This window comes from Luteitalea pratensis (assembly GCF_001618865.1).
In the GTDB taxonomy this organism is placed as follows: Bacteria; Acidobacteriota; Vicinamibacteria; order Vicinamibacterales; family Vicinamibacteraceae; genus Luteitalea; species Luteitalea pratensis.
Map to the genome: position 1 here is coordinate 2057840 of NZ_CP015136.1, position 25689 is coordinate 2083528.

Consider the following 25689-nt stretch of genomic DNA (forward strand, 5'->3'; position numbering starts at 1 on the left):
TGGTTCCGCTGCGCGATCGTAAGCTTGATCTCGTGGAGGCCGGGACCGGACCGAATGCCGCCGTGCGGCCGCAGATCGTGGCGCTGGCGCATCGTCATCATGGTCGGCGGTGACCGGCAGACCGCAGTGACGGCGCTTGGCTTCACTGCTGCTAGCTTCCCGCGGGGATGACTCGCAAGAGCGCGCGCGCGAGTACAGTCAGTGCAGCGACATCAAGCGGGCCGTCCGCAGCGACTTCGAAGGCATCGTGTTCACGGCGTCCGGCGCGCGAGATCTCGATGGTCACAATCGGTCCCCGCAGAGTCGACTCTCGGCAGGTTGCTCGGACAACCAGCGCTGTGTCTGGATCCTCGAGGCGCACAGAGGCCAACGTCGTGATCGGTGGGAGTCTGCGAGGGTCCATGGCTGTTCGAGTGTGCGCGTGCTGTGCGCTAGCTCACGGCTTGGGGCGCGCCAGTTCGGGGACCGGGCGACCAAGAAAGCCTTCGATCGGCTGCTGCCCGCCATACGGCTGATCATCGCGAAGATTGATCGCGGGCCTGCGTCAACGCTGTCGTCACGGGCACCTTGCGGTACTGGATCAGATACGCCGCCCAAAGATGGCTGGCCCGCCATGCCACCGTGCAGTGGAGCAGTACCTTTCCTCGCGCCGAGGCCAGCGTCGTCGCGAAACGATCGAGATCGGACGGCGCGTAGGGGTTCTCCTTCGTCCCGCGCATCGGGATGTGCACGTAAGCGAGGCCGAGCTCCTTGATCAATGCCGCCTCGTCGAAGCCGACCTTGGCCATCTCTTCCGGCATTCGCAGGTTGACGACGGTGGTCACGCCTTTGGCACTGAGCTCGCGCAGCGCCGCTTCAGTCGGCTGGCCGGCGATGAACAAGTCGTCGCCAACGCTGGCGAACCTCGCCTGGAATAGACCTTCGTTCGGCAGGATAATCGGGCCCGCCGCGGGCCCAGTTTGGGCGGTTCCGACGATGCGCTGGCCAGCGGCTGGTAGCGCAAGGGTCACGATCAACACGGCCAAGGCCGCAGCACGAAACAGGACGTGTGGCATGGATGACGTTACCCCTCGGACATGAGTCGGTCTGATTTTGTTCCGATCGTATCGTGCCGCGGCGTGGCGGCACGCGTCATGTTGTCGGAGTGTGCCATCGATTATCGGCGCACTGACCTCGACGAGTGGCAGCTGCGCCATATCAACTGCGTTGGACGGCAGACCGGTCCGCGCCCGCGGCCCTTCGGCGCGCCAACCCAGCCTTCGCACCTGCGGCGCCTCTGCGCGATCAATGCGCGTCGAGAGCGATTCGGACGAATCGATGTAAACGATTGCTACTCGTTGTCGGCTCCGCCTAGGCAATCGGAATCTCCACTGCAGACACCGACGCCGCGGGGAACTCCCACGAACCGCCGGCCGGGAGCGGCTTCTCCGCTGTTTTCATGGCGTCGGCGCTGTTGAGATAGGAGAGTTCCACCATCGGATCGTCTGCGATCTCGAAGACGCGCCCTGCTCGAGCGGTCTGCCCTTCAATCTGAATCGTCGCGCTCACCGATTTGGTTCGCAGAGTGTTCGCCACGTGAAGATACACGGTCTCTCCACGCCGACTGGCGGTCACATCGAGACCTTCGGGGGTGCGGCGCACTTGGATGGCGTGGGTACCGGAGTGATGACGATAGAGTCGCATGACGCGCGCGACCGGCTGCAGATATGCCTTGTTGTTGTTTCGTGGCGTCGGGATGATGACCGCATTGTTTTGCCAGCGCGTGCCGCAAAAATCCGCCGCTGTCGCAATCTTCAAGACGTCGCCGTGCCGCTCATGATTGTTCAGGATGCGTGCGTACGACACGCCGGCGGCCCACGAGGCCACGACGTCTCCGCGGTCCCGTCCGGGAATCGCGAAATGACATTCCGTCATGGCCAGGGGAATCTTGTGCGCGCCCAGACTCTGGCGAACCGTCTTGATCTTCGCGTCGGCCGTTTCCCAGGCCTTCATCAACTGATCCCATGCGGCGTCCGGATCGCGGCGGTACGCTTCGCCTCGCAGCACGGGCTGTCGCGGGTTGTCCGGATCGAACATGTGATGAAACGCCAGGAACTGCAGGTGTTCGCCCGCTATTTCGGCCATGCGGGCGGCCCAGCCGCTGTCTCCCCAGCCGATGATCTGAATGGCGGGGTCCGCGGTTCGCATGGCGTTCGCAAACTCCACCGTCTTTCGCCCGGCGGTCTCGACATCGAAGCCGTTCCGATCGTACGACGTTTCGTTGCCGATCTGCCAGTGCCGGACGCCGAGCGGCGCGTCGATGCCGTGTCCGTTCCGCTCTGCATTCGAAGCACCGTTGCAATACGACACCCACGCGGCAGCTTCCGCCGCGTCAGCCGTTCTCACCGAAGTCCTGTACTTCTTGTACTGCTGGCGCCCATCGGATTCGAAGTTGACGCAGATGAGGGGATCGGCACCCACCCGCCGGCAGAAGTCCACGAACTCGCCGGTTCCGATCTGGTTCGATTCGACGCCGCCCCACAGCAGGTTGACCATGGGCGGCCGCGCCTCACGTGGGCCGACGCCCTCTCGCCAGCGATAGAAATCCGCGAAGATCCCGCCCCATCGCATCATCGGAGGTCCAAGCTCCTTCGTCACCGCCACCACATCGTCGCGCCACTGCTCGGCGAGGTGATCCCACGCAGCTTCGACGGATCCGTCGGTGGCCCCCAGCGGCTCCATGAACTGCATATACAGGTAGGGGGACAGCTCGAAGCCGAGAACCGGGTTGATGACAAGGGCGTTCGGGTTGAGTCCCTGCGCCGCCGCGTTTGCACCGTTGCCAAGCGCTCCCGACAGGGTGAGGCCAGCGGCCGCCATTCCGGATTGCTCGAGAAAAGCCCGTCTTCGCATGGCTGCACTCTACGTGAGAAGCCGGTCTCGCTGAAGCGCACACGACCGGCTTTGAGGGCTCCGGGCTTTTCAGACCATCCGCAGCGCGAGTGTCGCGCCGTGCGTTCTGCGACGCCTAGCGGCCGTTCGCAACCGGCGGCGCATACTTGAACTTCACACCCGAGGACGCACGCCCGGGTTCGGCGACTCGAAGTACACCCGACTCGTCGCCATCAAGGATCGCTACGATCCAGACGACGTTGTCCGCTCGAACCAGAACATCACGCCGATTCGTCGCCAGGTCGCGTCTGGGCCTGCGTGAGCGGCCGCCCGCGAGGCGAGACGCAAGACGCCGGCCGTGAGTCGCCGGTCAGGACATCGACGAGGTCAGCGAGAACTGGGACTTGGTCGTCTATGGCTCACCAGCCGGGCGTTCACCGTCGAGACTGATCGCACAGCGTAACCGGTAAGCAGATGCGCACGACTGACAATTGACTGACAACGGGAGCGGCTCGTCATCCGAGCTAGCACCGACCCACTTGCCCAAAGAGCCGGGGGGCGCAGCCCCAGGAATGCCTTGATGGCATGCAACAACCTACGGTTTCGTGTTGGCCGGCGCTGCACTTCGGGTCTGGCCTTGCAGGACCACCGGCCTCGACTGACGAACGACTGACAACGCGAGGTAGCCTCCAGCGGCCTTCGGTTGCCTCCGCCAGGAAAGCGAGCGCCGAGCGCATTGTCGGGTCAGTCTATGTAAGTCGTTGTGTGTTAAATAGTTAGAGTGGTACGCCCGGCAGGGCTCGACGCGGATGCCGAGCCCGAAGGGCGGAGGCATCGCGCTGAGGTCTGGCGTGGCGATACCAGGTCGCGACCTGGCACTACCGCCATCCCGCACGCGTGGGCAGGTCGCTCCGCGCCCGGCAAGAGACTGCCGCGACCTCCTCGCCCTTCTGTCCGCGCCGGACGAGGACGGCCTCCTTGCCGTCCAAGGTGAAGCTGCCGCTCGAGTGCATCTCAGAATCGGCTGGGCCTTGGCCGTCGAGTACTCGGCGACGCTGAGGAGGATGGTCTCGCGGCCTTCGCTTCGCGTCCGCGCCGCAGACAATGGCCTTCGTGGGGCTGGTGCCGTCGGAGCGTGTGGACTTTCCCATCCTTGGCTGACGAGACTCGCGCGCGAAAGTGCGGATTGTGCGTGGACACAGCCCTGCAGAATGTCCGTGGATGCAGCCCGGAACACCGCGTCGCTTGTCTACGCTGGTGCCTTCGAACGGCGCGTCGGCGGCCTGGTCGGTGTGCGGCGCGTCGTGCGCGTCGGCGCCGCGACGGCTTGACGCAGGATGTCGTTGGCGCGTGTCTGCCAACCGCGACCGCCAGCCCGGAGGCGTGACAGCACATCCCGATCGATGCGAAGGCTGACCAGTTCCTTCGTGCCACTACCTGGCGGACGGCCACGGCGTACCAGTTTTTCGCCGACGTACTCGTCGGCCCTCTCGAAGAACTCCTCCGTCAGTTCTGGCGCATCGTCGGAATCACGCCAGGCGGGACGCGAAGCGCGCTTGTTCACGGGCATTGGCTTTCCTCATGCTGATGACGCGGCGACTCCTGCCGCGTAGGGTCCAGACAAGCACCACCATCCGGCCGTCAAGGAATCCCAGCGTGATGAACCGCTCTTCCTCACCGTGCCGCAAGTCGCGCGCGGTCAGGTGGCGATCGGCGAACCCGTCGGTGGCGCGAGCGAAATCGAGCCCGCGCTCAGCCAGCGTGACCGCGCGCTTGGCGGGATCGAACGTGATGCGCACCTGGTATTAATGTAGCTACATGAAGTGCCGCTGGTCAACCATCGGCGTCGTGGTGGACGGATGCCGCGCCCGTCACCCCGCCGTCGACAGGCGTCAACCGGGTCGCGGGCGCAGACCGGGACGCCCAGAACTGGCCAAGCTCCAGGCCGCGGGCGCAGAGCTACTGCCTGTGTCCGAGTGACGAGAACTCGCGCACTGAAGTGCAGAATGTCCATGCACACAGCCCGGGTTCGGAATCGCTGACGCCGTCACGCAGCCGCGCCACTCCTGGATGACGAGCACTCGCGCGCGAGATCGTGGAATGTCCTTGGAGACAGCCCACCATCGAGCAGGTGCCCGGCCGTGATGAAGCGCTCCTCGTCACGCCGGGCGCTTCGCCTCCGGACGCTGTCCTCCAACTCGCATGGAGGCAATCAGTTAGCGTGTTACCTGGCCGCGATCTGCGGCTTACCTGGCTTCCATTGTGTTGTCGGCACCGGATGCCGCACGCTTCCGTTCAGGAGCACGTCTTGAGATGCAGGTAACAACTGCGGTTGCGGTTCCCACTGCGCGCACGCGCAACGCCTCGGTCGATCATCGCTTCTATGTGGGCAGCGCCATCGTCGCGCTGGTGGTTGTCGTCCTCGCCTTCCTGCCCGGCATCATCGACCCGTCATCCAGGCGAGCACCCCTCACGCCGCTGGCGGTGGTGCATGCCGCCGTATTCACGGGCTGGCTGCTCCTGTACCTCGTGCAGACCGTGCTCGCCAGCACCGGCAATCTCCGTGTGCACCGGCAGCTGGGCGTCGTGGGGGGTGTTCTCGCGGTGGCGATGATCCTCATCGGGTATCGGACGACCATCGAGATGGTCAGGCGGGGATTCGATCTGAGCGGGGACCTGGAGCGCCTTGGCCCCGTCATTGTGCAGACATCGTTTCAGCTATGGGGCCTCCCGGTGTTCGGTGGCTTCGTGATAGCTGCGGTGCTCTATCGTCGGCGTCCGGATATTCACAAACGTTTGATGTGGCTGACGATCCCCGGCCTGATCATGGCCCCGGTCGTCCACGCTATCGGTCATCACGGGCTGCCACCAGTGGTGGCACCGCTCGCGCAGTTCTCCCTGCTCGCGGCCAACCCCGTGTACGACCGCATCGCGCATGGCCGGATGCATCCGGTGTCGCTCTGGGGCGGCGTGTTCTTGGTGGTCTTCGGCAACATCCTCGCAGCAGTCGTTTCACCGAACCCGGCGTGGCAACGGTTCGTCCTGTGGCTGGCGAGTTGAGACGACGCCCCTCTCAATGTGCGCCGAGCTCGAGCATCCACAGCCCGCCCTTCGGGCGTACAACGGGGAACATGAGACGTCCGCCGCCAGCACCGAGTTCCATGACCCGAATGTCTGAGAGGATGTGGGTGCCGGGGCCGTCGAACGCTGTGACCTTGAAGGGCTCCCCGACAGGCACGCCGCGGACCGCGTCGAACCGAACTCCCCACACGTTCATCGCGCCGCTTCCGCCCGACGTGAAGTAGAGCGTCGCGCCATCGTCCGACCAGCAGGGTTTGTCAGCCGGTTCGATGCCACCCGTCACGAACGTCCACGCCGCCCGGTCACCACCCCTCGCGGACACGATCGCGATCCGAGGTGCCGCTTGGCCTTCGAAGTCGCGAACGCGGAACGCCACCCAACGCGCGTCCGGAGACATCACGGCTGCGGAGAGGCTGGCGTCCGCAGCTGACGTGATGGGCCGTCGGGAGTGCTCTGCCGCAGGTGCGGCATCGATCGGAAGCAGCGCAATCGCGCTCTTACCTACGGCGTACATCGAGCTGGCCACGAGGATGTGGCGGCCATCCGGTGTCCACCCCGACGGAAACTCCATCGTGACGACGGCGTGTGCAGAGGTGAGAGGCGTATCCTCGCCCGTCGACGCCTCGAAGATCCGAAGCTGCTGTTGTGCAGACGGCTCGGTCGCATTCGAGACGAATCCGTATACGAGCTTTGTTCCGTTGCTATTCCACCGAGGCAACGCCAGCACCTCGCCGGGTTCGTTGATGACACGAATGGTCCGGTCGCGCGATTCGCCGGGCCAGCGCCCCACGAGTTCGCTTCGGTCCGGACTGCCAGGGCGGGTGAGGACGAACGCGAAGGCGCGGCCGTCGCGGCTCAGCGTCGGCATCTCGGCGTGGACCACATCTGATGTCAGTGGGACGGGATCGCTGGCGAGCTTCTCGTTGCTCAGGGCATACGACAGGATCTGCGCATTCCGCGCCGAGCCGTCGAACACCACGCGCCGCCCGTCCGGCGACAGGTTGGCATTGTTCGCCTCCGGGAGCGTCGTGAGTCGGTGCGGCCCGGAGACCACACGCCGAGCAGTCGCATCGATGTCGATGCGCCACAGCGCTCGCGTGCCCCGCGACGCGCCAATGAAATAGAGGGATGACAAGTCGGACGATGGGATGAGTTCTTCGCCAGCGACGACCACCAACCGTTCCGCACGGAATGCTCCGACGACCTTGTCGGCGACCACCCAACGCGTCGTTGATGCCGCACCGACGGTCCAAGACTCGAGCGTCGGCTCGAACGGACCGAATAGGCTGGCAAACATGAGCACTGACGACGAGCGCGGCTGCCAGCCGAACGCGCCGAGCGACCGTCCCGGCCAGTGGCGTGGTGCACCACCGTCTGCAGCGATGACTTGGAGGTTCAGGTTGAGACCTGTCAGCACGTGCTCGGCGAACACGACGTGACGACCGTCGGGCGACCAGCGCGGACGGAAGCCTCGCGGGGAGATCCGCCGCGAAGCGCCACCAGTCGCGGGGACAACGAACACACCACCGCCTGCACGCTCGGATCGGAACACCAGGCGGCTGCCGTCCGGTGACCAATCAGGCTGGGAGTCGGATGCGGCATCCTGAGTGACCTGGACGGGGTCGCCTCCCGACAGCCGCCGAATCCAGATGTCGAAGTTGCCGCCGCTGTTGGAGGCGTATGCGATCCACTGGCCGTCAGGCGAGACGTTCGGATCGGTTTGAAGGCCACCCTCGAACGTGAGGGGTACGGGCAGCGGGCGCGCCGTCGCTGCGGCACCTTCGGTCCGTTTGCCTCGCCAAGCGGCTATTGTGACCATCGTGGCGAGCAAGACCATCGCCGTGGCAACCAGCCACCGGCGCTGTGGCGCGCTGGACATCACGCGCGCCACCGTCGACTCCGCCTGCGTGCCGGTAGTCAGGCGCGGCTCCGCGTCATCGTCTTCGACCGCAGTGAGATCGGGAAGCGCCTGGGGCACGGCGACCGTTCCGACGAAGCGATACCCAACGCGCGGCACCGTCTCGATGTACAGGGGGCGTTCCGCCGAGTCGGCGAGCGCGTCACGCAGCCTGCGTACCGCGCTGTTGAGACCGTGCTCGATGTCGACGAGGGTGTCGCTGGGCCAGAGCATTGCGGCCAGCTCATCGCGAGTGACGACATCGCCGGCGCGATCCAAGAGGGAGAGGAGGATGCGAACTGATTGTTCCGGCACGCGAATCCGGCTACCGCCCTTGCGCAACTCGCGCGTTCGAGGGTCTACCCGAAACGGCCCGAAACCAATCGCGCGTGCCGCTGCCGGCGTCTGCATAGGGAGCTCTTGATGCACCGCCATTGTAGGTGCAGGCACCCGGACGGGACCAACTTCCCCCAAACAGGGCGCACGGCCTCGGTGGGCGTAGCGGCAGTGCCCGTGCCCTCGGCAAGATCGCGAACTGTCTCACCGCGGCGCGGTGGACCGGCACCCGGACGTGGTTCCTGGGCGCGACGCTGTGTCTGCCTGAAACGTGGCTCACCGCTCCCCAGCGCGCCAGGGCGCGAATTCCGGAGGCGGTACCATTCGCTCCGCAAAGGGCAATTGGTGTTGAGTTGCTCCGCCAGGTGCGGGCGGCGGGCTTTACCTTCACCGCGGTGGCGGGCGCTGGGGAGTGACAACGCCACAATGCGACGCACGCTGCATGGCGCCGGTCTGCCGTAAGCGCTGATGGGCCAGGGCGAGCAGCGCTCGCGCCGAGGCCGTGGGCGGCAAGTGCACCAGGTTAGCAACGTCTGCGGTCGCGGTCTTCGAATTCCCGTTGCACAGCAGCCAGACTTCCGGTGGGAGCCGTAGGTCGCGCGAGTCGTGCGCGGCTGTCACCCGGACGCACAGGCGCGCGCGCCCGGCCGGCGACCTACCAACGACTGGGTGTGCGACACGAGAGACAGCGTGTTCAATAGCGTCGTTCACCACCGACCACGTCGATGCGGCTGTTGGCAGCTCTCCGGACACCGTCCAATTCACGGGCACCGTGCTGTGCACCAGGACACCTTTGCAAAGGTGGATACGATGGCCCGAACTGGCTCCCAGGTGCGTCGGCGCACCCGCGCAGCTCGATGACCAACGGCTGAGGAGACAACACGACACCTTAAACAAGGCTCCGCACTGCGCCGTGCACTCGCAGGACGCGGCCCGCGTGGTGCGAGCTGCCGCGCTCCTCGTTCGACGTTCTCATTGCTGCGACGGACTAGGACGCGCTCCAGCGGCCGACGCGCGCAAGCGTTCCTTTCCTGCCAACAAGGCTGCGATCCGCATTCTGCTCGCCTCCGCCGGGCTGAAGCGCAGCATCCCCCTTCTGACCGCGACCATGTCGTCGGCCTGCAACGTTGCACGCATCAGACCTGACGCGGCATGCCTGATGCCGAGCAGGTGACCGATCTCGTGCGCCACGATCGCTCCGACGAGGTCGTCATGCCTCGGCATCGCGAGCAGTGGGTTGGTGCCGGTTCCGGCGCGTCGCGTCAGTCGAAAGGCAACGCCGGCTACGCAGGGGGACCGAGACGATCACCGTTCCCGCCGAGTCGCGTGCGCCGTGAGCGGCAATACCGCAGTTGTCGCGGCCATTCTGCCGATCACGGGACGAAAGGATGACGACGATCTCCGGCACCGGCATGTCCTCGATTGGGCACGATTGCGCCGTATCACACAGACGCCATGCCACGACGAGTCCGGTCGACGCCAGCAGGTGCTTCGCCACCTCCAACGCGGGCCGTGCCGTGGCGGCGTCGACGTGTCTGTCGGCGTAGGCCCGCACGCGCACAGCGGCCAATTCCGGATCCGCCTCGCTCGTCACCGACGTCGAACCGGCCATCAATATTGCAGAGATGAAGCCGAGCATGTGGTCCCCCATCGCTCACGTCGGCGCGTTAATATTCGCTAGGCCCGCTGGCCGGGCGCGCGAACCCGATTGCCGTGTGGGGGAAGCTAGGCGTGACGAACCACCGAAGTCCTCAGCGCGAAGCTCAGAAACCCTCAGCGTTTCTCAGCGGGCCCGACCGGGGGTCTAACCCGGTGCGTTTCTACGAGTTCGACCAATTCCGCATCGATACGAAACGCCACCTGCTGATGCGCGACGGCGGGCCCGTTGCCATCAAGGGCAGGGCATTCGAGACGCTGGTGCTGCTGGTCGAGCACGCCGGCCGGCTCCTCGAGAAGGAGGAGCTGATGAACCGGCTCTGGCCCGAGACGGCCGTCGAGGAGGCGAACCTCACCCAGAACATCTTCGAAGTGCGGAAGGCTTTGGGCGAAGTGCCGGGAGAGCAGCGGTTCATCGCTACAGTCGCCCGGCGAGGTTATCGCTTCGTCGCGGAGGTCCGCGCGATCGCAGAGGAGGCCGCAGCGGACGATGACCCGGCAGCCGTGGATGGGCAGTCCAAGGTGCCGCTCGTCGAGACCAAGCGCGTCGAGGGCCGGACGGTCATCTACGCAGGTGTGGCGGCGGCGATTGTGCTGTCGCTGCTGGGGACGGGGCTTTACGTGGTGTCCAGGCGTCCGCCACCGGTCGTCTCCGGCACCCCGTCGTCCACACCCAACGCGAAGCGACTCACCTACGGCTCGGGTCTGCAGACTGACGTGAGCTGGTCACCCGACGGCCGGCGGATCGCCTACGCGTGGAACCGTGGCGGGAACTTCGACATCTGGGTGCAGAGCATCGATGGCGGCGATCCGACCCAGGTGACCAGTTCGCCGGGCGACGACAGGCAGCCGGCCTGGTCGCCGGATGGCCAGCGTCTGGTCTTTCGTTCCGAATCTGACGGCGGTGGCCTCTTCACCGCGGACGTCCAAGCCGGTCCCGTGCGGCGAATCGCGTCATACGGGCACCGCCCCGCATGGATGCCCGATGGCCGCGACGTCGTGTTCATGGACAGCGACGGTCTCCGCGCGGCGTTCATCGTCGCAGCCGACGGCGGCGAGGCCCCCCGCCGAATTCTCGAGGCCGAGCTCAGTCGCACTATCTGGGCGGCGAGCGCGATCCATCCCGAGGGGAGGATCTCGGTCATCACTACCGGCAAGAACTTTCCAGACGGCGTGTTTTTCGTCGCCGATCGGACCAATAGCCGGCTCAGGGCCGTCGATACGAGCGCCGCTGTACCGTTCGGGTTGCTCGAACCCAACACTCTCCGAAGCCTCACATGGAATGCGTCCGGAACGGGGTTGATTGTCGGAGCCGTGAGTGACGGCGTGCCGACCCTCTGGCGTGTCCCGGTGGAACCAGTGAGCCTGCGTTGGCGAACGCCCGAGCGCCTGACGACCGCACCAATGAGGGCCGAGGCCTCGGCTGTTTCACCGGACGGCACCCGCGTGGCGTTCACGAATGCGCACACGTCGACCCGCGCCTGGCTGTTCCCGTTCGATGCCAACGGCGCCCGGCTCATGGGCGACGGCCGGGCGCTGACCGACGAGGATCTCGCGCTCGTGACTCTCAGTCTCGCCCCTGACGGGGCGGCTCTCTGCTATGGTGCGCGTGAGGCAGGGCGAAACCGAATCCGCCTGTTGCACACCAATCTGGCCACCGGCCGCACGACATTCCTCGCCGAAACCCGTGAGGGCGTGATTTCCCGGAACGGGCGCAGGGTGGCCTACCCTTTGACACGCACCGGATCCAGGTCTACTGGGGCAAACACCTCCCGTGAATTTGCGCTGGCCGTTCGTGAACTCGACGGCCGGGAACGGCTGGTGAGCCGGTGGGGACGGGGCGGAATGCTTGCCGACGATTGGGCACCGGACGACAAGGCCGTTCTCGGATCCTGGATCGAACAAGGCTTTCCCGGGCAAACCGCGTTGGCGATCTGGCCCATCGGTCCGATGATGGCCACGCGACCCGGCCGAGTGCTAGTCGAGTCAAGCGGCGTGAACTTTTGGCAGGCTCGCTACTCACCCGATAACCGATGGGTGAGTTTTGTCGCCCAGCGCATGCGGAATCCCGGAACTGTCGAGATCGGGATCGTTGCGGAGAGCAGCAATCATGCCTCGACGTGGACGCGGCTACTCGAGGATCACGTCTGGCCAGACAAGCCGCGGTGGTCTCCGGATGGGCGCACCCTGTACTTCCTCTCGCGGGGAGCCGGCGGCTACTTCAACCTGTGGGGCGTACCCATTGATCCGGCGCGCGGCGCGCAAGCCGGGAAGCCGTTTCAAGTCACGCACTTCAACTCGCCCGATTGGCACATCGAGCCCAACATGGCTACTGCCGGCCTCGGTCTCGCCAGTGACCGACTGGTGCTTCCCATGCAGAACGTGAAAGGCAGCATCTGGCTCTTGTCGGGTGTGAGCCCGTAGCCCCGTCCAGCTTACCGGCGTTGCTCGGGTTGCTGTGCTCAAGTACATTCCGCACGTCGTCATACGAGTTGTCGTCAGGCTGTCAGCGATTGCCCTGGGCATTGCGCAGGTAGCAATGATGACGGCATGACCAACACATTCCGCGACGGCACCGCTGTGACCATCGGCTGCGGCGTGGCACGTGGCCGATGTATTCGCAACCGGCAACAGCGTGAGAGTCCTCCTCGCCGCCAGTCAGGGTGCCACGCCCTCGGAGAGCACGCCACTCGTGCTGGCGTACGCGGGTGTGGAGAACGTCAACGCGCAGATCGACGCACTGCTCGCCACGGGCGTGCTCCGGCGACGAATGGCCATGACGGAGCTGAAAGTCTCGAACTCGATGATCGAAGCCTGGTGGCGTTCGCTCAAACACCACTGGCTCTTTCTGCACGCGCTCGACAGCGTCGCGACGGTGCGGCGCCTGGCGGCGTTCTACGTCGACGAGCACAACCGCGTGCTGCCGCATTCGGCATTTCACGGCCAGACGCCAGACGAGATGTATTTCGGAACGGGCCAAGGAGTCCCGGCGGAACTCGCCACGCGCGCGGAGGCGGCACGCCGAGCACGCCTACAGGCCAACCGATCAGTGAACTGCGACGCATGTCCGGCACTCACGGTGGCGGTGAGAACTCGCGACTCACGGCCCACGTCGCGGGCTCTCGCCTAGATGGCGAGAACTCGCTCAGAAAAGTGCAGAATGTCCTGACACGCAGCCGGGCGGGTCGCAATCGACCAGGCCACGATATCGGCAACGATCGAGAAGCTGTGGCGTCCGTCCACCCGGTGCCACTACAAGCATCGGCACTCGGTTCGAGTCGGCATGACTCCTACTTCCACGGCCACCCGCACTCCCAGCAGCGGGGTAACCCGTCCCACTCCCGAAGCGTGCCGTGGCCGCGTGGGCAATCGGTTGTAAGAGTGACTTCCCCTCGGCGCACAAGAGCCTCAGCGGCCCTTCGTATTTCGGCCCGGGACCTGCTTCGCACGGCAGCAGCACTGAGCGCGGAAACCTTCCGTCGGCTTCGCGCGTCAGAGCTCGACACGGGATGTCCGGGCGCCGCGGCTGTTCTCACCGCGTACCGGTCTCGTAAACCCTCCAGCACTTGGGAGAACTGCTCGAACTCGTTCAAGTTGACCTCGATGACTCTCCTGATTTCGTCCAGCTTGGTCCCGTCAATTGTCGGCCCGAGGAGCGCGTAATCACGGACGTCACGTTTTCCACGGCTGAACGTCAGAGCCCCGTGCAACAGAACTTCCAGTTGCTCGAAGTCGTCTCGGTCGAAATAGAAGGCGAACTCGCCCACTTTGCTGGTGGCCGCATCGAGCAGGCCGGCATATCGGCGGAGGTTGTGATCGTCAACGCACGTCAGCAAAGCGTCGCCCGCAACTTTGAGCTGGAAAAGCGCCGTCCAAACCAACCGCCAGGCCTCTGAAACGCCCTTTCCCGGCTCGAACCGCAACGGCGGGAGACGCGGCTCGTTGCGCGAGGGCAGTAAGGCTTGGCGTGTCAACGACGGGCGAATGGCGCTGACAAGGGCGTTCACCCCCGCCTCCCAATCGGGGAAGACGTCGACCCACTGAAAATCGCGCAGCGTCATGCCGGCACCGATGTCGAGTTCAGGCACTTCACAGCTGTCCAGCCGCACGGGAATGAACCACGTGCGATCTGCTGGCGTCTCCCGGAGAACCTCGATCGCGGAGGTGATCTCCTCATACATGTAAGTGCGATCACGCTTGAAGACCTCGGGCGAGAAGCACGCCAGGAATGAGGCACCTTGCCGGATGGCTTGGCGAATGGTCACCTTCCACCGCTGCCCAGGACGAAGATCGCGGTCGGTCCACGTGTCGATGCCATGCCGATACAAGTCGAGCGCAAGCTTGTCGATCTTGTCAGCATCGGCGCGCACGTAGGAGATAAACACGTGTGCCATTGGCGTTGGGTGCGTCACTGCACGTTATATCGCGGTTCTGCAGTATTCCGACAGAGGTCCGCTTGGCTTCCCACCAGCCGGCCCGGAGAGATGACGAGCCGAGGCTGAAGACTCTTCGCTCTCGTAGCAATCCCGGCGGCCGCTGGAGAACGGCGTTGGTGCATGGCTGCGGACCGTCGGGTAGTGAGTCGGCCGTTGGAGCCGCCGGCATGTCGGCGACCCGCAGTGCTGTGCGCCAGTACATTCTGCACGCCGCCGCGCGAGTTGTCGTCAGGTCGCTAGAGGGAGACCCCGCGTGTGCCTTGGGCGTCATCGAGCGAGTAGCGATGATCACGGCATGACTTCCACCGGTCGCCGGCAGCAGCGTTATGACCATCGACTCCGGGAACTCGTTCGACGCACGGGCGAGCTGCGCCTCGCGACGACTCGCGGCGTGCCGCGATCGACGGCGCGCGCCTGGCTCGGCGCTTCGCCGCATGCCGTGGTGGGTCTGCCTGGGGCGGACCTCACAGACTCAGAACTTCGCCAGGAGATCCTGACGCTGCAGCGACGCGTCCAGAAGCTTGCGGCCCTGCTTCGGCTCGCGCTTGCCGTTCGACCCCGGGCGAGCGTTGGCTCTCCCGCGAGCGTCTGCCGGACGGATCCGCCAAGGCACGGCTTCTGAGCGCGGTCAGTCGCGCTCGCACGTGCATGCCGCTGCGACGGATCCTGCGGTTCCTGCATGTGTCGCCGAGCCGGTCTCACGCTTGGCGCCGTCGGCAGCGCGCGTGTGCACTCGACGATCGGGCATCGTGTCCCCGCTCGTCACCGCAGCGACTCACGCGCGGCGAGATCCAGGCGATCGAGGACATGGTGACCTCGTCGGCCTACCGTCACGTGCCGACGCGGACGCTTGCGGTCCTGGCGCAGCGGCTCTGCACCGTCGGCGCCTCGCCCTCGACGTGGTATCGACTCGTGCGGAAGCACGGATGGCGACGCCCGCGGCTGCGAGTGCATCCCAGCAAGCCCAAGGTGGGTGTGCGAACGGCACGCCCCGACGAGATGTGGCACATCGACACGACTGTGATCCGTCTGCTCGATGGCACGCGCGCCTATGTGCACGCCGTCATCGACAACTTCTCGCGTCGGATTCTGGCATGGCATGTGGCGGATGCGTTCGCGCCCGGCAACAGCGTCGCCGTCCTCCTCGCGGCGACTGAGGGTGCAGCCGTGTCACACGGTGTTCCAGTGGTGTTGGCCGGTGTGGAGAACGTCAACGCGCAGATCGACGCCCTGCTGGAGACCGGCGTGCTGCGGCGTCTGCTGGCCATGACAGAGCTGAAGTTCTCGAACTCGATGATCGAAGCGTGGTGGCGCTCGCTGAAACACCAGTGGCTGTTCCTGCACGCACTCGACAGCGTCGCGACGGTGCGCCGGCTGGTGGCGTTCTACGTGGACGAGCACAACCACGTGCTGCCGCATGCGGCGTTTCAGGGCCAGACGCCAGATGAGATGTACTTCCGGCGGAACTGGCATCACGCGTGAATTCGGCGCGTCGAACACGCCTGCATTCCAACCGTTCAGTGCGCTGCGAGACGTGTCCGGCACCCAAGGCGACGGTGCGACACCAAGACGCAACGCCCGCGTCGGCCTGCTCTCGCCTGAATGGCGAGAACTCGCCCAAAAAATGCGGGACGTCCTGGCACACAGCCCGGCTCCAAAACTGACGGCGCCTCCCACGATGCGTACGCCGGGCGTTGCTGCGACATCCGCCTCTTCAACGAGCCGCCCCTGCCGAAACACGGGCGGCAGCAACTCGCCCGAAGGAATGGGTACGACATACGTCGAACGCTGCTCGGCATCGGAGGCACCCGAGTAGCGGACGCTGAGGTAGCGCCCGTTCTGGACCCAACTCACGAAACACGAGCTGCAAAGCGGTATTCGCGAATCGACGCTGCCTCCACGCGGATACAGGACGACCGGAGAAAGCTCCTTGCCAAGAGGAGTCCGATCGTTGACCACGAGCCATCTGCCGTCCGGAGACACTGCTCGAAGGCCCGTGACAGGCTCGGGTAGCGCCTTGCGTCGGCGTGTGCCGTCCGGCCGCATCTCGAAGACATACGTGTTGGGCCCTTCGAATGCGAGAAACAAGATGCCGTCTTCAGTGACAGCGATGGTCCTCCCGACGTCTTCGGCCACCTTCTGCGCTGCAGAACGGCCGTCCAGGGGAGCCCGCCAGAGCGTCGCATTCGGCTTCTCGCCGACGGTCACGAAGAACACCTCGTTCCGCTTGGCATCGACCGAGTACCTCACGATCGCGTCCGACAGCGCGAGTCGTCGTCGGACGCCGGTGCCGGCATCCACCGACCACAACTCGCCGCGGTTGGCCTGGAAGGCTCCAGGCCGCTGGCTCGCGAGGTAGTACACGGTTCGTCCATCGCGTGAGAACATCGGAAGAAAGCTGTGCCCTTGCTCGGAAAGCGGACGTTCGCCACGCCCGTCCCGAATCCAGACGGTACTGATGCCGGTCCCGACCGACGTGATCAACGAGCGGCCGTCCGGTGCGATCGCGATCCCTTCCTCTTCAGCGGGACCTGCCGTAATTTGGTCCGGCACGCCTGCGGGGAACTCCTGGCGCCAGATGTGGAACGCGCCGCCAGCATTGGCGGTGAAGTACATCCACCGTCCATCGGGCGACCAGGCCGCCGACGTGCAGCTCGCACTGGAGGGCCCGACTTCGCGTCCTCGCGAACTGCCGTCGAAGGGAATCAGGCGGTAGGGCAGCCAGCGCGACGTCTCCATCTCTGCCACGAGTACCGAGCGCCGGTCTGGCGACAGGTACGCGCGATGAGCCATGCCCGTATCGCGCGGTGGGGTGTACACACTGCGCGGTGCGCGACGTCGGTCGTCGCTGGTCACGATCGACATGTGAATGCCGGCCTGTATCTCGGAGAACAGCAGCGCGTCCTTTGCGATCCAGCTCAGGCCGGACGCATTCTCAAGGAGCGGCGTGGCAGTGCCCCCCGAGAGGGGCACCCGCCATGTGTCCCAGGCCCACGTGTCACCGATGCTGGTGTACGTGATATCCAGGCCATCCGGCGAGAAGACTGGCGACATCTTCACGCGGCTGTCATTGGTGAGCGCGCGGGGTTCGCCATCCGGAAGATGCATGACGTACACCTGACCCAGAGTCGTAAAGGTTCTGGGCCCACGAATGAACGTCAGCAGTTGACCATCCGCCGACAACGCAGGTTCGGTGACAGAGTCCGAGAAGTTGGTGACCTGCACCCACTCGCGGCCGAGAGATGGCCTGCTCTCCCGCGATGCCAGCAGGGAGGCCGCGGCCATCCCCGCCATGCCAAGGAGTGCAGTCGTAACGTAGAAGGGTCGCCGTCCGCGCGCGGCCGCAATCCGGTCGAGATCGTCGAGGAGTTCATCGGCCGTTTGATGTCGGTCTGCGGGGTCGTGTGCCAGAGCTTTGCGCAGGAGGCGGCGGACTGTGCGTGGGAGACCGCGATACGCCTTGAGCGCGGCGACGAAATCCGCCTGGCACGCCTGCGGCGGCTGGAAAGCGGGTCTGGCGAACGGCGCCTTGCCGGTGGCCATCTCGCGCAGGACGACGCCCAACGAGAACAGATCGCTCCTCGCATCCAACTCCGAGGTAAGCCTCGCGCTGATACTCACCGATGTCGTAGACCGTGCAAATGTTCGGATGATTCAGCGCCGACGCCGCGCGCGCTTCGCGGATGAACCGGTGGATGCGCGAGGGCTCCAGCGCCACGGTCGCCAGCAGCTTGAGCGCGACCAGCCGCTCCAGCCGCGTATCTGCGGCCTTGTACACCTCCCCCATGCCACCCGTGCCGAGAAGTTCCAGCACGCGATACGGTCCGACGACCTCGCCCGGTCTCAGTCTGACTGCGGTCCCGCCAGAGGAAACGGCCACTCCTGGCACCTCTCGGCTGAGGCGATCAGCGCTCTCGACCATGTCGATGCCGTCTTGCCGCGCACTTTCGAACACCACGTCCTGCAACAGTCGGCCGCGTTCCTGTCCGAACCAGTCGGCGGCGTCGACCTGCGAATTCAGCAACCCGAATCCGCACACGTCACGGGCGAGAAGTGACTCGACACGGATCCGCACCTCGGGGTCGTCCGCGCACGCCGCATCGAGATACGCCGCGCGCCGGAGCGGCTCGTGCTCAGCGGCTTCGTGGAAGACACTCTTGATCCGCTGCCATCGAGCCGGGGTCATGTCAACCCTACGGTTTCGAGCTCCCGCTGGAGCCATGCCTTGGCCATGCGCCATTCACGCTTGACTGTCCGCGGGGAAATGCCGAGCACATCGGCGGTTTCCTCGACCGTCAGGCCACCGAAGAAGCGCAACTCAACGATACGGCTCTGCTGCGGATCGACCTTCTCCAGTGCGTCCAATGCCGGATCCATCGCCACGACGACGATGTCTTTCGGGTGCAATGCGGCCATGCCTGGATCGAGCGGCACTCTGATCGCGCCACCGCCCCGCTTACCAGCGGATCGTCGCCGTGCGTATTCCACCAGGATGCGACGGATGAGGTGTGCCGCGATCCCGAAGAAATGCGTGCGATTCTGCCATCGCACGTGCCGCTGATCGACCAGCTGCAGGTAGGCATCGTGCACGAGCGCCGTGGTTTGGAGCGTGTGCCCAGGCCGTTCCCGGCGAAGGTGATGGTGAGCGAGTCGGCGAAGTTCGCCATAAACGGCGTCAAGCAGCTCGTCTCGCGCGTGCTGGTTGCCGTCTCCCCAAGCCACGAGCAAACGGGTGATGTGTGACGACATGGCGTGGAAGCCGAACCGCTATTTGATGTGAGGCCAATTCTAACCTCGTGCCGAGATCGGATCGAGACCCCTCTGTGCACCGTTTCACTCGAGGCCGGAGCGCGACGTTACAGAGCGACTGACAAACCAGGTGCAAAGGTCGCCTCGGCCGTGCACCATACGCGCCGAAGGGCTGCCGGACATCGGGTTGCCGCCGCCGGTGGCTCATGCGATTCTGAGTCGCTGCGGCTGAAGCCGCACGTTAGGCCGGCGAAGAAGACGGGTTCGCGGTCGTGTGTTCCCAGTGTCACCGCGCCAACGAGGAGGTGGGGCATGCGAGTGCTATCGACACTGGTCGCCGGCCTCATCTTGGCGGCTGAACTGGGAGCGACTGCTGGCACGAGCGTCCTGTTCATCGGCAACAGTTTCACCTATGGCCACGGGTCGGCTGTCCGCTTCTACCGCGCCGACACAGTAACAGACCTCAACAGCGAAGGCATCGGCGGCGTGCCGGCGCTCTTCAAGTCGTTTACCCAACAGGCGGGACTCGAGTACGACGTGTCGGTCGAGACACGCGGCGGTTCCGGGCTCGACTTTCACCTTGAGAACAAGGTCGGTGTGATTGCCAGGCGCGGCTGGGATGTCGTGGTCATGCACGGACATTCCTTGCTGGACAATGACAAGCCTGGCGATGCGGCCAAGCTCATTGCCACGATTCAGCAGATGGCAAGCGTCCTCCGTGCGCGGAATCCTCAGGTCGACCTGTACCTGATGGCAACGTGGTCGCGTGCCGACCAGACATACCAAGCGGCGGGCGCTTGGGCCGGTCAGCCCATCGAGGCCATGGCACGGGACGTACGCATGGCGTATGACAAGGCCGCTGCCGCAGCTTCGATCAAGACCGCGATTCCAGTCGGCGAAGCCTTCACGCGTGCCATCCAAGTCGGCGTCGCAGACAAGAATCCTTACGATGGCATCGAGGCGGGCAAACTCAGCCTCTGGACCTACGACCACTATCACGCCAGTACGCACGGCTACTACCTGGCGGCCCTCGTCATCTTCGGCCGTCTGACCGCGCGCGATCCGCGCTCGCTTGGCGACAACGAGTGCTCGGCGTACGAACTTGGTTTGTCGCGGTCAGAGACCCAGGCTCTGCAGCAAGTCGCTTTTGACCAGCTTGCCGACACGGGCGCAGTCAGGGCGGCTCCATTGGTGCTCCCGAAGCCGGTTAACCCTGAGCGCTGCGTCCCAGGACGATAGCGCCTCGCGACTGTGTCCGGAACTCCACCGAGCCGCTGTGAATGTCAGCAAACACCATGATGCAATCCTCCTTTGCGGTGCACCGGACGCGGCCAGTCAGACTATGGGGTTTGTGGACGGGCTGCTGAGGGTGCCGTCGGTAGGCCGGCTGAGGGCCGCTGGCGTGTCGACCGCCACAGCGCATGATCGTGCGATGAGGTCGCGCGTGCATTCGCCGTCCGTTCGTCCGGGCGGCCAGCAGCGGTTCTCGGTCTCGTGATCATGGAACGCCGAAGTTGTAATGCATGAAGGTAGAGCGCGCCAGCCGCCGCCGTCTTGCTAAGTCGTTGTCAGGCGGGTGAACTCGCTGGCATCGACCTCCGTCATGCGGTCTGGCTGTGACGTCGGACTCTAGAACGCGAAGTCAACGCCTCGTCTGCCCTTGTCGAGCAGGTGGGGGACGCCCTGGCCGGTCGCCCATTCTCGTTGCAACCGTATCCCGTCCGGCTGTCCTCCGCTCATTTCACGGCGCACCCTGACCGATGACCGAAATCACTCAGCTGCTCTTAGCTTGGCGGGATGGGGACCGGAGCGCCTTGGAGCAGTTGGCGCCGTTGGTTTACGGCGAGCTCCGGCGCCTCGCGCGTCGGCAGCTGGGACGGGATCGCGGGCTGACGCTTCAAGCCACGGCTGTCCTCACACGAGGCCTACCTGAAGCTCATCGATCAACGTTCCGTCAGCTGGCAGAATCGCACGCACTTCTTTGCCATCGCCGCGCGACTGATGCGGCGCATCGTGCTGGAACGGGCCCGCGCCAGACGCGCAGCCAAGCGTGCATCACCGGTGCCTTCCATGTGTCCACAGACAGTGCCGGCATCACCACGGCGGTCTCGACAGGTCGGAGCGTGTTCTTCAAACCCATCGGGTCCATTCAAGGGGATCGTGTTGACGATCGGCCGGTTCACCTTGGTCTTCGCGCAGGATCCAACGCAGCGGATTCAAGAGCTCGCGGGACGCGGTCAATTGCTCGATGGTTGCGCCCTCATATCGTGAATGTGCAGAGGTGACGTCAAGTCCGGGTCGCCCGATTGGGCCGCGAGCCTCACCCTTGACGCGGTGACCCGCGAGTGGTGCGCTGGCCGTAAGAATTGGCCAGCACAGCGCGCGTTCTATTGTGTGAGGGCGAAGACGCGAGACGTGGCGTGGCGGGGCAGAGGCCCCAGGCGGGTTGTCGATACCCCCAGGGCATCGATACCCCCAATCCGCCGAGTACCCCCAGAAGTACCCCCGTGGCGCACGGGTAGGAGGCCGCCGCTGGCACCCACCTGCGCCGCCGACTGGCGGGAGGTTCGGTGAATTGTTGGGGATTCGTGGGGCAGAACTGGACGTCCATGGAACGCCATTGGACGGTATGGACAACTCTGCACGATTGGTGGAGGCGGCGGGAGTCGAACTCCGTGCGACGTCTCGCGTATCTGGAACAACGTAAGCGCTGCCGCAGAGATAGAGGCTAGGATCTGCCCCCGGGCTGGAGAAGGCCCACAGTCGTTGCCTGCGCCGAGCGGCCATCGTTCAATTCGTGAAGCGGAAGGTGTCGATCACAGCGGCAAGTGCCGCGGGCTGCTGCTTCCGACTGGGATAGTAGAGGAAGAACCCGGGGAAGGGTGGGCACCAATCTTCAAGCACGCGCACCAGGGCGCCCGTCGCGAGGTGCTGCACGATGCGATCTTCTGCCACCCAGGCCAGGCCGGCGCCGTCGAGAGCCGCTTGGATTACGAGGTCCAAGTCATCGACATTCAGCGATCCGCTCACGGAGATGGCCAGCGACTGGTCGCCTTTGTCGAATTCCCACCGGTACTTGCTCTCGCCGCGGTGACGGAAACCGATGCATCGATGTTGCAACACGTCTCGCGGAGCCGTCGGCTTGGCGTGCAACGCGAAGTACGCCGGCGCGCCGACGATCGCGGGGCGCAAATCGGGAGAGACGCGTACGGCCACCATGTCCTGCGCGATGTACTCGCCGAACTGGATGCCGGCGTCGAAGCCCGCTGACACGAGGTCGACGCGGCTGTCATCGGTCGTGATGTCGAGTTCCACGTCCGGGTAGTCGCGCGCGAAGCGACCGAGTCCGGGCGCCAGCACAGTCTTCGCGGCAAGCCGCGGGCACAGCAAACGGACGCGTCCGACCGGCTTGGTCTGCAGGCCGGACAGGTTGGTCAGCGTGGCCCTGATGTCGGCCAGCGCGGGCCGGAGGTGTGCCAGCAACTGCTCGCCGGCATCGGTCGGGGACACGCTCCGCGTGGTACGCGTCAGCAACCGCACGCCGATCTGCTCCTCGAGCCGACGAATGGCGTGACTTAAGCCTGACGTGGAGATGTTCAACTGCTTCGCCGCCTTGGTGAAGCTGCGCTCTTCGGCCACCACCAGGAATGCCGAAAGCACGCTGAGTTCGTCTCGCATGACTATGTAATCCCCGATTGTTGACTGTCCGTCAACAACCCTTCCTCATTTTGCCGTCTACTCAGTGTTGGTGCCCCCGCGTACGCTGATCCGCAGAGGAAATTGTGACAGCGACACGTGGTGCGAATTGTTCAGGCTTGCAGGTCGAGGTGATTGCTCGGCGCGCCGCCGGCCGCGGGGCGGTGCTGTCCATGGCGCTGTGCGTCATGGTGCTCATCGCTTCCGAGTTCATGCCCGTCAGCTTGCTGACGCCGATCGCCGCCGACCTGCGAATGACGGAGGGCCTGGCCGGACAAGCCATCTCGATCGCGGGCCTCTTCGCGGTGCTCACGAGCCTCGTCGTCTCAGGGGTGACCGCCCGCCTCGACCGGCGTCCGGTCTTGCTGTTCCTGACCGCGCTGATGGTTGTGTCTGGAACCGTCGTCGCCATGGCCCCGAACTTCGCCGTCCTGATGCTCGGCCGGGCCTTGCTCGGCGTGTCGATTGGCGGTTTCTGGGCGATGTCCACGGCGACCGTGATGCGTCTCGTGCCCGACCACCGCGTCCCGCGCGCACTAGCGCTCCTGAATGGCGGGAACGCGCTGGCTGCGACCGTCGCGGCGCCCCTTGGCAGCTATGTCGGCAGCCTCATCGGCTGGCGCGGGGCGTTCTTCTGTGTCGTGCCCTTGGCAGCCGTGGCCCTGGCGTGGCAGTTCAAGGACACTCCCGCCGATGCCCTCGGCGCGCTCGTCCGCGTCGAGCAACGTCTGCACGCTCCTCCGACGGCCCCCGGTCGCCTATGGCATGGCCGCGATCCTGCTGCTCTTCATGGGGCAGGTCGCCTTGTTTACCTACCTGCGACCGTTTCTCGAGACCGTGACGAAGGTCGACGTGTCCGTGCTGTCGTTGATGCTGTTGGCGATTGGCGTGGCGGGCCTGATTGGGACGTCGCTGATCGGACCGATGCTGACCTCTCGACTCGCCCGAGTGCTGGTGATCATTCCGCTCGGAATGGCCGCGCTCGCCGTCGCGTTGATCGCGCTCGGGGATGGGATGTGGGGGACCGCCGCCGTGCTCGCGGCATGGCGGCTGGTCGCCACGCCGGCGCCGGTGGCTTGGGGGACGTGGCTGACACGGACGCTGCCGGAGGACGCCGAGGCGGGCGGGGGCCTGATGGTGGCGACGATTCAACTGGCCATCACGCTCGGTGCGTCGCTTGGCGGGCTGCTGTTCGATCTGCGCGGCTATCGAAGCACCTTCTAGGTGAGCACCGTCTTGCTGTGCGGAGCCGCCTACCTGGCTTACCGGGCAGGCCGGGAGGCCGTGGCCCTCGAGCCAGCGCTCAGCCCCATCTTTTCCACCGTTACGGAGATTCAGATATGAGCAACCGAACCGGAACCGGCCGCGCCGCAAAACCGCCGCTCGGCCTCGATGCCGGTCGGCGGGGCTTCTTGAAGCTGACTGGTGCGGGTGTCGCGGCGGGCCTGATGTCGGCCATCGATGCGCCGGTGTTCGCGCAGCAGACCCTCGCGTGGGACAAGACGTTTCCCAAGAGCGATCGCGTCGATCACCGGAAGGTCAGCTTCTACAACCGACTCGGCATCGCCCTCGTGGCGGACCGTTATAGCCCGAAGACTCTCGATCGCTCGCAGCGACACGCCGCACTTGTGGTGGGCGGTCCGTTCGGCGCCGTCAAGGAGCAGTCGTCGGGCCTCTATGCCCAGACGATGGCCGAGCGCGGCTACATCACGGTCGCTCACGACCCGTCCTACGTCGGCGAAAGCGGCGGCCAGCCTCAGGGCATTGCCTCCTCGGAAGCCCTCGTCGAGGACTTCAGCGCCGCTGTTGACTATCTGGGCGGGCTCTCTGTTGTGGACCGCGAGCGGATCGGCGTCATCGGCGTGTGCGGCAGTGGCGGTTTCGGCCTGGCGGCAGCTGAGATCGACCCGCGGATCAAGGCGGTAGCCACGGTCAGCATGTACGACATCGGTCAGGCCAAACGGCAGGGGCTCGCCCCACAGCTGGACGACAGCGCGCTCAGAAAGAACCTGAGCGACGTCGCATCGCAGCGCTGGGCCGAGGTCGATGGCGCGGAGCGGACGATGGTGATCGGCACGCCGCAGGTACTGACCGCAAGCTCGACGGCGATTGATAGGGAGTTCTTCGACTACTACCGCACGCCCCGCGGTCGGCATCCGCGCGCTACCACCGCGTTCGCTCGGTCGAGTGACGCGCAGATGATGCTGTTCTGGTCGTATCAGCATCTCGGCTGGATCTCGCCGCGCCCGGTGCTCTTGATCACGGGCGACCAGGCCCATTCACGCATCTTCAGCGAGCACGCCTACGAAAAGGCGTCGGAGCCGAAGGAACTCTTCGTCGTTCCCGGCGCCGGCCACGTGGACCTCTACGACCGCGTGAACCTCATTCCGTGGGACAAGCTGCAGTCCTTCTTCGGACCGCATCTGGCACGAGGCGCGGCGCCATCGTCGCGTCTTCGCTGAGGTTCGGGATGGTCAACTATCACGCGTCCGTGGTCTCGCTTGTCGTCGCACTGGCGCTGGCCTGCACGTGGCCGGGTCCGCTGACGGCCCAGCGAGCCGTGAGTGAAAGCTCCATGGGCAATACATTGACGCTCGCGATCGGCGACGAAACGTTCGTCGCCACACCGGTGGACAACCGCACAGCCTCCGCCTTCAAGTCACTGCTGCCGTTGTCGGTCCGGATGTCGGAACTCAATGGCAACGAGAAGCTCTTCAGACTGCCGGCGAGTCTGCCGACGCAGCCATCGAGGCCATCGTCGATCCAGAGCGGCGACGTGATGCTCTACGGCTCCGACACGCTGGTGCTCTTCTACAAGTCGTTTGCCACCACGTACAGCTACACGCGCATCGCGCGGATCGACGACCCTGCGGGGCTCGAGCGCGCGCTTGGGCCTGGCAGCGTCACCGTGACGTTGGCAGTGCGGCAGGGGAAATAGTTCGAGCACGCGAACCGTGCGAGGAGAAG

At 65.2% G+C, this 25689-nt stretch carries 21 protein-coding genes and 2 pseudogenes; 12 read left to right on the forward strand and 11 right to left on the reverse strand.

Annotated features, from left to right (window positions below):
* Positions 1 to 515: 515 nt before the first annotated feature.
* Positions 516 to 1055: a protein tyrosine phosphatase family protein gene (locus LuPra_RS08440; RefSeq protein WP_157898900.1), complete on the reverse strand. Its 540-nt coding sequence runs from the start codon at positions 1053 to 1055 to the stop codon at positions 516 to 518.
* A gap of 295 nt (positions 1056 to 1350) precedes the next feature.
* Positions 1351 to 2892, reverse strand: coding sequence for an alpha-L-arabinofuranosidase C-terminal domain-containing protein (locus LuPra_RS08445; RefSeq protein ID WP_110170342.1), 1542 nt, complete (start codon positions 2890 to 2892; stop codon positions 1351 to 1353).
* Positions 2893 to 3103: 211 nt separating this feature from the next.
* Between LuPra_RS08445 and LuPra_RS34315 the strand changes: the two genes are divergently transcribed.
* Complete coding sequence (locus tag LuPra_RS34315; RefSeq protein WP_418001408.1) at positions 3104 to 3193, forward strand: hypothetical protein; 90 nt, start codon at positions 3104 to 3106, stop codon at positions 3191 to 3193.
* Positions 3194 to 4120: 927 nt separating this feature from the next.
* Here LuPra_RS34315 and LuPra_RS08455 read toward each other — a convergent pair.
* Entirely contained in the window at positions 4121 to 4441 is a 321-nt protein-coding gene (locus LuPra_RS08455; protein ID WP_110170343.1) for a BrnA antitoxin family protein, read from the reverse strand.
* Entirely contained in the window at positions 4401 to 4670 is a 270-nt protein-coding gene (locus LuPra_RS08460) for a BrnT family toxin (RefSeq protein WP_110170344.1), read from the reverse strand. Before LuPra_RS08460 ends, LuPra_RS08455 begins: the two co-directional genes overlap by 41 nt.
* Positions 4671 to 5184: 514 nt before the next feature.
* Here LuPra_RS08460 and LuPra_RS08465 point away from each other — a divergent pair.
* A complete protein-coding gene (locus LuPra_RS08465) occupies positions 5185 to 5931 on the forward strand; it encodes a hypothetical protein (RefSeq protein ID WP_110170345.1) in 747 nt (248 codons plus the stop codon).
* A gap of 13 nt (positions 5932 to 5944) precedes the next feature.
* On the opposite strand, the gene LuPra_RS08470 is transcribed toward LuPra_RS08465, so the two are convergent.
* From LuPra_RS08470 to LuPra_RS08485, 3 genes are all read right to left on the reverse strand, one after another.
* Positions 5945 to 8260 (reverse strand): winged helix-turn-helix domain-containing protein, encoded by a 2316-nt coding sequence (locus LuPra_RS08470; protein ID WP_162271332.1) that lies wholly within the window; start codon positions 8258 to 8260, stop codon positions 5945 to 5947.
* An 897-nt stretch (positions 8261 to 9157) separates the two neighbouring features.
* Positions 9158 to 9376, reverse strand: a complete 219-nt coding sequence (locus LuPra_RS08480; RefSeq protein ID WP_157898901.1) for a zinc metalloprotease — start codon at positions 9374 to 9376, stop codon at positions 9158 to 9160.
* Positions 9377 to 9395: 19 nt separating this feature from the next.
* The gene (locus tag LuPra_RS08485) at positions 9396 to 9824 is read right to left on the reverse strand and encodes a hypothetical protein (RefSeq protein ID WP_162271333.1); all 429 of its coding nucleotides are present in this window, start codon (positions 9822 to 9824) and stop codon (positions 9396 to 9398) included.
* 173 nt (positions 9825 to 9997) lie between these two features.
* On the opposite strand from LuPra_RS08485, the gene LuPra_RS08490 reads away from it, so the two are divergent.
* Both LuPra_RS08490 and LuPra_RS08495 read left to right on the forward strand, forming a co-directional pair.
* The gene (locus tag LuPra_RS08490) at positions 9998 to 12265 is read left to right on the forward strand and encodes a winged helix-turn-helix domain-containing protein (protein WP_110170350.1); all 2268 of its coding nucleotides are present in this window, start codon (positions 9998 to 10000) and stop codon (positions 12263 to 12265) included.
* Between the two features lie 211 nt (positions 12266 to 12476).
* Positions 12477 to 12971, forward strand: a complete 495-nt coding sequence (locus LuPra_RS08495) for an integrase core domain-containing protein (protein ID WP_157898902.1) — start codon at positions 12477 to 12479, stop codon at positions 12969 to 12971.
* A gap of 160 nt (positions 12972 to 13131) precedes the next feature.
* Here LuPra_RS08495 and LuPra_RS08500 read toward each other — a convergent pair whose 3' ends face one another.
* On the reverse strand, positions 13132 to 14226 hold the full coding sequence (locus LuPra_RS08500) for a toll/interleukin-1 receptor domain-containing protein (RefSeq protein ID WP_162271334.1): 1095 nt from the start codon (positions 14224 to 14226) through the stop codon (positions 13132 to 13134).
* Positions 14227 to 14572: 346 nt separating this feature from the next.
* On the opposite strand from LuPra_RS08500, the gene LuPra_RS08505 reads away from it, so the two are divergent.
* Both LuPra_RS08505 and LuPra_RS33085 read left to right on the forward strand, forming a co-directional pair.
* A complete protein-coding gene (locus tag LuPra_RS08505; RefSeq protein ID WP_110170353.1) occupies positions 14573 to 14899 on the forward strand; it encodes a hypothetical protein in 327 nt (108 codons plus the stop codon).
* A 26-nt stretch (positions 14900 to 14925) separates the two neighbouring features.
* Complete coding sequence (locus tag LuPra_RS33085) at positions 14926 to 15759, forward strand: DDE-type integrase/transposase/recombinase (RefSeq protein WP_110170354.1); 834 nt, start codon at positions 14926 to 14928, stop codon at positions 15757 to 15759.
* 1888 nt (positions 15760 to 17647) lie between these two features.
* Here LuPra_RS33085 and LuPra_RS34320 read toward each other — a convergent pair.
* Both LuPra_RS34320 and LuPra_RS08525 read right to left on the reverse strand, forming a co-directional pair.
* Positions 17648 to 18517: a protein kinase domain-containing protein gene (locus LuPra_RS34320; RefSeq protein ID WP_418001399.1), complete on the reverse strand. Its 870-nt coding sequence runs from the start codon at positions 18515 to 18517 to the stop codon at positions 17648 to 17650.
* Positions 18460 to 19026, reverse strand: coding sequence for a sigma-70 family RNA polymerase sigma factor (locus LuPra_RS08525; protein WP_110170356.1), 567 nt, complete (start codon positions 19024 to 19026; stop codon positions 18460 to 18462). The genes LuPra_RS34320 and LuPra_RS08525 overlap by 58 nt, the downstream gene beginning before the upstream one ends.
* Positions 19027 to 19338: 312 nt before the next feature.
* Between LuPra_RS08525 and LuPra_RS08530 the strand changes: the two genes are divergently transcribed.
* From LuPra_RS08530 to LuPra_RS34330, 3 genes and pseudogenes are all read left to right on the forward strand, one after another.
* Entirely contained in the window at positions 19339 to 20265 is a 927-nt protein-coding gene (locus LuPra_RS08530) for an SGNH/GDSL hydrolase family protein (protein WP_110170357.1), read from the forward strand.
* Between the two features lie 521 nt (positions 20266 to 20786).
* Positions 20787 to 20879 (forward strand): annotated as a pseudogene (locus tag LuPra_RS34325) (ECF-type sigma factor); the annotation flags it as partial.
* A gap of 85 nt (positions 20880 to 20964) precedes the next feature.
* Entirely contained in the window at positions 20965 to 21297 is a 333-nt protein-coding gene (locus tag LuPra_RS34330) for an ECF-type sigma factor (protein WP_418001409.1), read from the forward strand.
* A 519-nt stretch (positions 21298 to 21816) separates the two neighbouring features.
* Here LuPra_RS34330 and LuPra_RS08540 read toward each other — a convergent pair.
* Positions 21817 to 22704, reverse strand: coding sequence for a LysR family transcriptional regulator (locus tag LuPra_RS08540; protein WP_110170358.1), 888 nt, complete (start codon positions 22702 to 22704; stop codon positions 21817 to 21819).
* Between the two features lie 191 nt (positions 22705 to 22895).
* Between LuPra_RS08540 and LuPra_RS34335 the strand changes: the two are divergent.
* From LuPra_RS34335 to LuPra_RS08555, 3 genes and pseudogenes are all read left to right on the forward strand, one after another.
* Positions 22896 to 24066: pseudogene (locus tag LuPra_RS34335) on the forward strand (MFS transporter).
* Positions 24063 to 25184 carry an alpha/beta hydrolase gene (locus LuPra_RS08550; RefSeq protein ID WP_110170359.1) on the forward strand — a complete coding sequence of 374 codons (1122 nt, stop codon included), beginning with the start codon at positions 24063 to 24065 and terminating at the stop codon, positions 25182 to 25184. Before LuPra_RS34335 ends, LuPra_RS08550 begins: the two are co-directional and overlap by 4 nt.
* 8 nt (positions 25185 to 25192) lie before the next feature.
* Positions 25193 to 25660: a cyclophilin-like fold protein gene (locus tag LuPra_RS08555; RefSeq protein ID WP_110170360.1), complete on the forward strand. Its 468-nt coding sequence runs from the start codon at positions 25193 to 25195 to the stop codon at positions 25658 to 25660.
* Positions 25661 to 25689 lie beyond the last annotated feature (29 nt).